General features: G+C 51.7%; 3 protein-coding genes. All 3 read right to left on the minus strand.

What is annotated here, in order from left to right; all coding sequences use genetic code 11:
* On the minus strand, window positions 1-1,048 hold a 1,048-nt coding region (locus IQ217_RS18315; protein WP_194021332.1), incomplete at its 3' end, for an aldehyde dehydrogenase family protein.
* A gap of 83 nt (window positions 1,049-1,131) precedes the next feature.
* Window positions 1,132-4,383, minus strand: coding sequence for an efflux RND transporter permease subunit (locus IQ217_RS18320; protein WP_194021334.1), 3,252 nt, complete (start codon window positions 4,381-4,383; stop codon window positions 1,132-1,134).
* Between the two features lie 233 nt (window positions 4,384-4,616).
* Window positions 4,617-7,401 (minus strand): DUF4114 domain-containing protein (locus tag IQ217_RS18325; RefSeq protein WP_194021336.1); only part of this gene is annotated, 2,785 nt, incomplete at its 5' end.

Genomic DNA, 7,401 nt, shown 5'->3' on the forward strand with positions numbered 1-7,401 from the left:
GCACATCGGTGAGCAGGGTGGGGGGGTAGTAGTAGCCTGGTTGGTCTAGGGCTTGGCCGCCACAACGACACCGGGCCCCAGCAGCCATGGTTTGCTCCACTTGGTCAACAAGGTCGGCCAAGATATCGGGGGTGGCCAGGGGGCCAATGTCCGTGCTCGGTTCACTAGGGTCCCCCACTTTAAGGGCTTGAAATGCTTTGGTTAGACGCTGGAAAAACTCCTCGGCAATGCTGGCTTGGACAATGAATCTTTTGGCGGCAATGCAGGATTGCCCATTGTTTTGCATTCTGGCCGGCACCGCTGTTTGGATAGCTTGGTCTAAGTTTGCATCTTCCAAAACGATGAAGGGGTCAGAACCCCCCAGTTCCAACACGGTTTTTTTAATTTGTTGGGCGGCGGCGCTGGCGAAACTAGCCCCGGCGGGTTCACTGCCCGTCAAGGTTCCCGCTTGGATACGGTCGTCGGCCATTAACTCACTGGCCGCTTTGCCTCCAATTAATAGGGTTTGAAAAGCGCCCTCGGGAAAGCCCGCTGTCTGGAAAATTTCGGCGATCGCCAGGGCACATTGGGGCACGTTGGAAGCATGTTTGAGGAGTCCCACGTTGCCCGCCATCAAGGCCGGGGCCGCAAAACGAAACACCTGCCAAAAGGGAAAATTCCAGGGCATCACCGCTAAAATTACCCCCAGGGGTTGGTAGGCAATAAAACTCTGGCTGGCATCGGTGGCCACCATTTCATCGGCCAGAAATTCCTCAGCCTGATCGGCATAGAAACGACAAACCAGCGCACATTTATTAACTTCGGCGATCGCCTGTTGGACCGGTTTACCCATTTCAAGGGTCATGAGGTGCGCCCATTCATCCCGTCGTTCTTCCAGAATATCCGCCGCCCGTCGCAACCATTGTCCCCGTTGAGCAAAGGGTAAAGCTCGAAAACTCCGGAACGTTTCCTGGGCCAAATCCAGTTTGGCATCCACCGCCGCCGCACTATGGGGGGTGAAAGTTTGCACTGTTTGGCCATTGGCCGGATTGATAGTGGCGATCGCCATGGGTTAATCCCTCCCGCAGTTTAAGTTCCCTCAAAAGCCATGGGCTTTTCCATACCAGTCTAGGTCTCCTTCATGGGATCCTGCTAGCTTGGGTTGGTGACGGGATCTCCGTTATCTTCCTCCGGTGGAGGAGGGGGATTGGAGCCGTCTTCCCCTTTCTCACCTTTCAAGAAGCGGGCTTCAGCTTCTTTAACAATGGTGTAAAGCACTGGCACCAAGAACAAACTAAGAACAGTAGAAATTAGATAACCACCAAAAATAGCTGTCCCCAAAGACCAACGGCTCATGGCCCCCGCCCCAGAAGCAATCACCAAGGGCCAGAAACCCACCAACCCAGAAATAGCCGTCATTAAAATCGGTCGCATCCTTTCCTTAGCCGCAAAGGCCGCCGCCTGGGGAATCTTCATGCCCAAATCCATGGCCTGGTTGCCAAACTCCACAATCAAAATGGCGTTTTTACTAGCTAGACCGATCAACATCACCAACGCCACCTGGGCATAGACGTTATTGTTCACCGCCGGCCAAACCATATTGGTGGCCACCATGAAATTGGCCCGCAGGAGAATCGCCCCCATGGCGCCCAAAATTGCTAGGGGCACAGTCATCATAATAATGGCCGGGTCCACATAGCTTTCATACTGGGCAGACAGTACTAGGAAAACCATGATGAAAGCCAAACCAAAAATGATCGGTGCCGCCCCGGCGGATTGCAGTTCTTCATAGCCGGTGCCATACCAGGCATAGCCAATGGATTCAGGGAATAATTCCTTCGACAGCCTTTCCATTGCCGCCATCGCTTGCCCTGTACTGTAACCAGCGGCAGGGGATGCTTGCACGTCCACAGCGGGGTAGATATTAAAGTGGGTCAAAATCGGTGGGTGGGTAGTTTGTTTCACCTCCACCAGATTGCTTAACTGCACTAAAGCTCCCGTGCGGGAACGGACATAGAGTCGGCCAATGTCCCGGGGATTGGAACGAAATTCTCCATCGGCCATGGCATAGACCTGGTAGAGTCGTCCTTCTAAAACAAACTGGTTGATATAGTTGGAGCCCATATAGGTGCCAATGGTGCTGAACACCTCGGAAATATCAACATTTTGGGCATTGGCCTTCTCCCGGTCCACACTAATTTCCAACAGGGGAGCATTAAAAGTGAACTGGGTAAAGACGGTGCGGGGGTCTAGGGCGGGTTCCTGGCGTAATTTCCCCATAAATTCCTGGATGTAGTCCAAAAAACTATCCAGGGGAATACCACCGCGGTTTTGCACATAAAAATCCAGACCTCCGGTACTACTTAAGCCATCCACCGGGGGAGCATTGACGGCAAAAACCTGGGCATCAGGAATTTTTTGAGCCAACTCTCGGTTAATCTGCGCCAACAAACCAAACACCGATCCCTTTTGGCCAGGGCGTTCATCCCAGTTTTTCAGCTTGACGAAAAAGAGGGATTTACTACTGTCATTACCTAAAAAGCTGAATCCCCCCATACCCAAGACGTGCTCCACCTCATCCCGGGCGGCAACAATTTCAGTGGCCTGGGAAATAACGTCTTTGGTGTACTCAATGGAAACCCCGGCGGGGGAATTACCCAGCATGAAAAAATACCCCTGGTCTTCTTCCGGGATAAAGCCGGTGGGGGTCATGTTATACACAAAGGCAGTCAGGGCAATACTAGCAATGTAGATGGGGATAGCTAGCAGTCTCACTTTCAGTAGCATGGTAATAATATTGCCGTACCGTTCCTTCACCCAATCAAAACTGCGGTTAAACACTCCAAAGAACCAAGCCAAGGGCCCATGGGATTCTTGGGTGCGGCGCATCAGAATGGCCGACATACTGGGGGAAAAACTGATGGCGTTAAAGGTGGAAACGGCCACCGCGGAGGCCATAATGACAGCGAATTGCTTGTAAACAATGCCAGTGGTGCCAGGGAAAAAGGTAACTGGAATGAATACGGCCATCAGCACCAAGGAAGTGGAAATTACCGCTCCCGTCAGTTCCCCCATGGCGTCCAGGGCCGCCTGAAATGGTTTCATGCCCTGGTCCAATTTAACTTCGATCGCCTCCACCACCAGAATGCCGTCATCCACCACTAGACCGGTGGCCAGAATGACCCCAAACAGGGTCAACTGATTCAAGCTAAAACCAAAAGCAAGGGCAAAGGCCATGGCCCCAATTAGGGAAACGGGAATGGCGAGGGCTGGAATCAGGGTGGTGCGCCAATTCTGCAAAAAGATGAAGATAACCAGAATTACCAGCAAAATTGCCTCCACCAGGGTCATCACCGCCTCTTCTAGGGACGCAGTTACAAACAAAGTGTTATCCAAGGCTACTTCTGCGTTCAGTCCCGGCGGAAACATGGGCTTCAACTCGGCCATTTTTTCCTTGACCATGGTGGCGGTGTCCAAGGCGTTGGTGCCGGGCAACTGGTAGATGACAAAGGCCACGGCCGGTGCATTGTTGAACAGGGCCGTTTGAATGTAGTTTTGGGTTCCAATGGTGGCCCGTCCCACGTCTTTAATGCGGATTAAGCCACCGTCTTCCCCCACTTTGACGACAATTTGTTCCGCTTCCTCCGGGGTGGTAAAACGACTCAGGGCCCTGGCGTTAATCTGGAAACGTTGCTTGTCAGTCACCGGCGGTAGGTTAACTCCCCCTACCCCCACTTGGACGTTCTGATTCCGGATGGCATCGAGCACATCGGAGGCGCTTAAATCCCTGGCGGCCAGGGCATCGGGGTCCAACCAAAACCGCATGGCGTATTCGGATGCCCCAATGATGGCGGCGGAACCGACCCCATCAATCCTTTTAATTTCATCCAGCAGCACCCGGTCAACAAAGTTGCTGACAAAAACATCGTCGTAGATGGGTTTGCCCTGGTCATCGTTTTCTGAGTAAACCCCATAGGCGATGGTAACGGAGGGGGACTGGGTTTGGGTGGTTACCCCCTGGCGGTTCACCGCTTCCGGCAAGCTGGCGGAGGCGATCGCCACGTTGTTTTGAACCAATACCTGGGCAATGTTGCGGTCCATTTCCACCGGAAAATAGACGTTGATGGTGGTGGTGCCCGTGTTGTCGGTGTAGGAGTTCATGTAAATCATTTGCTCCGTACCGTTAATCTGCCGCTCTAGCACGGTGGTGACGTTATCCACCGCAGTCTGGGCGTCGGACCCCACATAGTTGGTGGTTACCGACACCTGTTTGGGGGCCATGTCTGGCAATTTGGCCAGGGGCAGTAGGGGTAAGGCGATCGCCCCGAGGAGGATGATAACGATGGTGCACACCGTAGTCAACACGGGGTTTTTGATGAAAACGTTGGAGATACTCAGCAACATAAACCTGGGGGACGGCGGAAAGGCAAACCGGACTCACGGAATCCATTGACGGCAAAAGGGGGAAAAAGCTTCCCCTACCCATGGCGATCGCCGGTGACGGGAATGGCCAGAGTGCAAAGATCCCACCCATCTTAAAGGTTTTTCTGGGCAATGGAGCCAATCCCCATAGTTTCTTTAAATTTGCCTTGCTCTAGATTCTGATCCAGAGCCACTTCCTCTCCTAATTACTGCCCCTATTGGACGTTAATCCGGAACTGGAGGTCATTGAAGTCTTGATCGCCTCCCCAGAAACCATCCTCAAACTGGAACGTGTCGCCCAAAACCCGGATGTGGTCAGCCTTATCTGGATTAGCCCCCAGATAGGAGAAGTAGTTGAAGACATTGCCATCGGACTGACTCACTGTCAGGTAGGGAGCAAAAAGACTTCCTCCCATCAATGCCAAGGTCTGGGTGGTCATACCAGGGGTAACAGCAAACTGAGCGGCGGCATTTTGTAGTGCCACAGTCTGATAGTTGCTATCACCAGGATTCAGAATTTGACCAGTCAAGGGATCGGTAATGGCGCCAAACTGATTTTCCACTCGGTAAAAACCGACGGAGAGCCCAAAGGAAGCATCACTGGTAATTTCGTTTATGCCAAGATTTACTGGGCCACTGAAGGAACGGAAATCTAATAATTCCCCATTGATGGGATTTTGGTTCAACTTAATGATTACGTCGTTATAGTCAAAGTCTCCCCCTCCCAGCATGTCTTCCACCCCAAAGGTGTTATCCGCCAGTAACCGGAAGTGGTCTATTTTGTCGGGGTTGGCATTGATATAACTAAAGAAGGCAACGGGGCCAGCGGCTATCGCCTGGTTGGCAGGGTTCACCGTCAAGAATTGATTTTCGGTGCCATTGGAAATCAGGAACGGAGCAATGATCTGTCCTGGTTCAAGAACGCCCCCAATGGGTTGGCCATTAGAACCAAGGGAAAGGCGTTGCCGCACTGCCACTTCAGCATAGTTAGCATCACCGGGGTTGACCAGTTGACCGGTAGTGTAATCCAGCACAGTGCCCTGGGCATTTTGAACTAGGTAGAAGCCCACAGTATTGTCATAGGCAGAGTCACTGACGATCTGAACCCCGATTTGGAAGTTTTGATTGCTCGTATTAGCAAAGATCTCCTGTTGGGTTTGGCCTTGGTAGAGCGTCCCCAAGGGGGCCGGTTGGTCTGTCATTGCCACCCGGAAGACAAAGTCATTAAAGTCCCCGTCTCCTCCCTGGGCACTATCTTCCCAAGCAACAACTATCCCCTGGCCGTCATTACTCGAGACTTGCTGGATTTGATTACCATTGGCGATCGCCTGACTGAAGAAAACCGGAGTGGATATGGCCCCGGCGGCCTGCTCCCTGAGCACCATATCCAGGGAATTATTTTGGATTAACAGGAAGCCAAAACTATCACTAACTTTGAATTCTTCCATAGTCCGGGTCAGGGATTCGCCGAAAAGCTGAGTCTGTCCACTGATGCCAGTGAACACTACCTGGCTATTTTGTAGTGCCGCTTCCAGATAGCCTGCTTGTCCTGGGGCAATGCCATTGATAGTTCCCTGGCGATCGTCCACCCTGAAAATAGCCACCTCATTTTTGAAATCTCCATCCACTTCCACCATGGTGAATTTGAGATGTTCCTGATTGTCAATGGCAACGCTAGCCGTCCGATTATCCCCATTAACATCGGTGATGGTGTAGGTAAACTGATCGACTAGCCCATTGGCAGTGAAAACTCCCGCGTTAGCGGTGAGGCCAATAGCTGGGGGAACGAAACCTCCCTGGGGCAAAATATTGACCGCAAATCGCAGATCATTGAAATCCCGATCGCCAAAGGTCGTGTCTTCAAAGCTATAGACGTTATTAGCAAAACGAACATAGTCTACTTGGCCCGGATTGGCATCAATGAGGGCGAAGAAGTGATTCACCTGACCGTTACCCTGGTCAGACGTTAGGAACGGAGCATAGATGTCGCCTCCAGGTAGTTCAATGGATTGAACTGGATTATCTTTACTGATTTGTAGCCCGGGAATGGCGCTGGCCAGGGCCACATTTCTGTATTCCGGGTCCGCTGGGGTTAAAAGTCGCCCCGAAGCTGGATCAAGGATGGTGCCAAAATGATCGAGAACTTGATAAAAGCCGACGGAATTTTTATAGCTAGCATTACTGAAAATATCACTGATTTCTATCCGCACAGGCCCTATGGCTGAGCGTAAATCCAATAACTCTTCATGGATGTGATAGGTCAAGAAATCGTCACTGAAGTTGTTGGGGGTGCCATTATCCCGCAGCACCGCCGTGCCTTTAAGGGGTTGGGTCAGGCTGGTGATCTGAATGCCCAAGCCCTGATCGTTGGCTAAGACATCGACATTGATGGAGCCAAAACCTAGATCGCCAATAACAACGGTACCCCGATCATTGTTGATAGAAATTAGAGAACTAGTCTTAATTTCAAATTGACCTACATCGTTGGTATTGCCTGCATTATCCGTTGCTGTAATGGTGTAAATGCCATCGCCGGTATTGGCCCCATTACCTGTGGGGGAGCCATTGAAGAAGTCTCCAAACGGATCGCTATCCGGGTCAGATGGGTCAGCGTCAATTAATTTGATTGTGTAGGTGGAAGGGTCACCAGGGTTGGCACCGGGGGTTTCTACCACTTCATAGGCATCGGGGTCAACGGGGTTACCGTCAGGCCCAAGCAACTCAATCTCTAATCCTGGCTCACCGCTAAAGGTTAGTTCGGGATTACCATTACTGCTCAACAAGTCATCGGCGCCGGTATCAGTTGCGTCACTGATGTCCAGGGGGCTGAAAGGAGAATTGCCATTGTTGGGAGTACCAGGAGAAGTCGTATCAATTTCAAATTGACCTACATCGTTGGTATTGCCTGCATTATCCGTTGCTGTAATGGTGTAAATGCCATCGCCGGTATTGGCCCCATTACCTGTGGGGGAGCCATTGAAGAAGTCTCCAAACGGATCG

Source organism: Synechocystis salina LEGE 00031, assembly GCF_015207985.1.
GTDB classification, from domain to species: Bacteria; Cyanobacteriota; Cyanobacteriia; order Cyanobacteriales; family Microcystaceae; genus Synechocystis; species Synechocystis salina.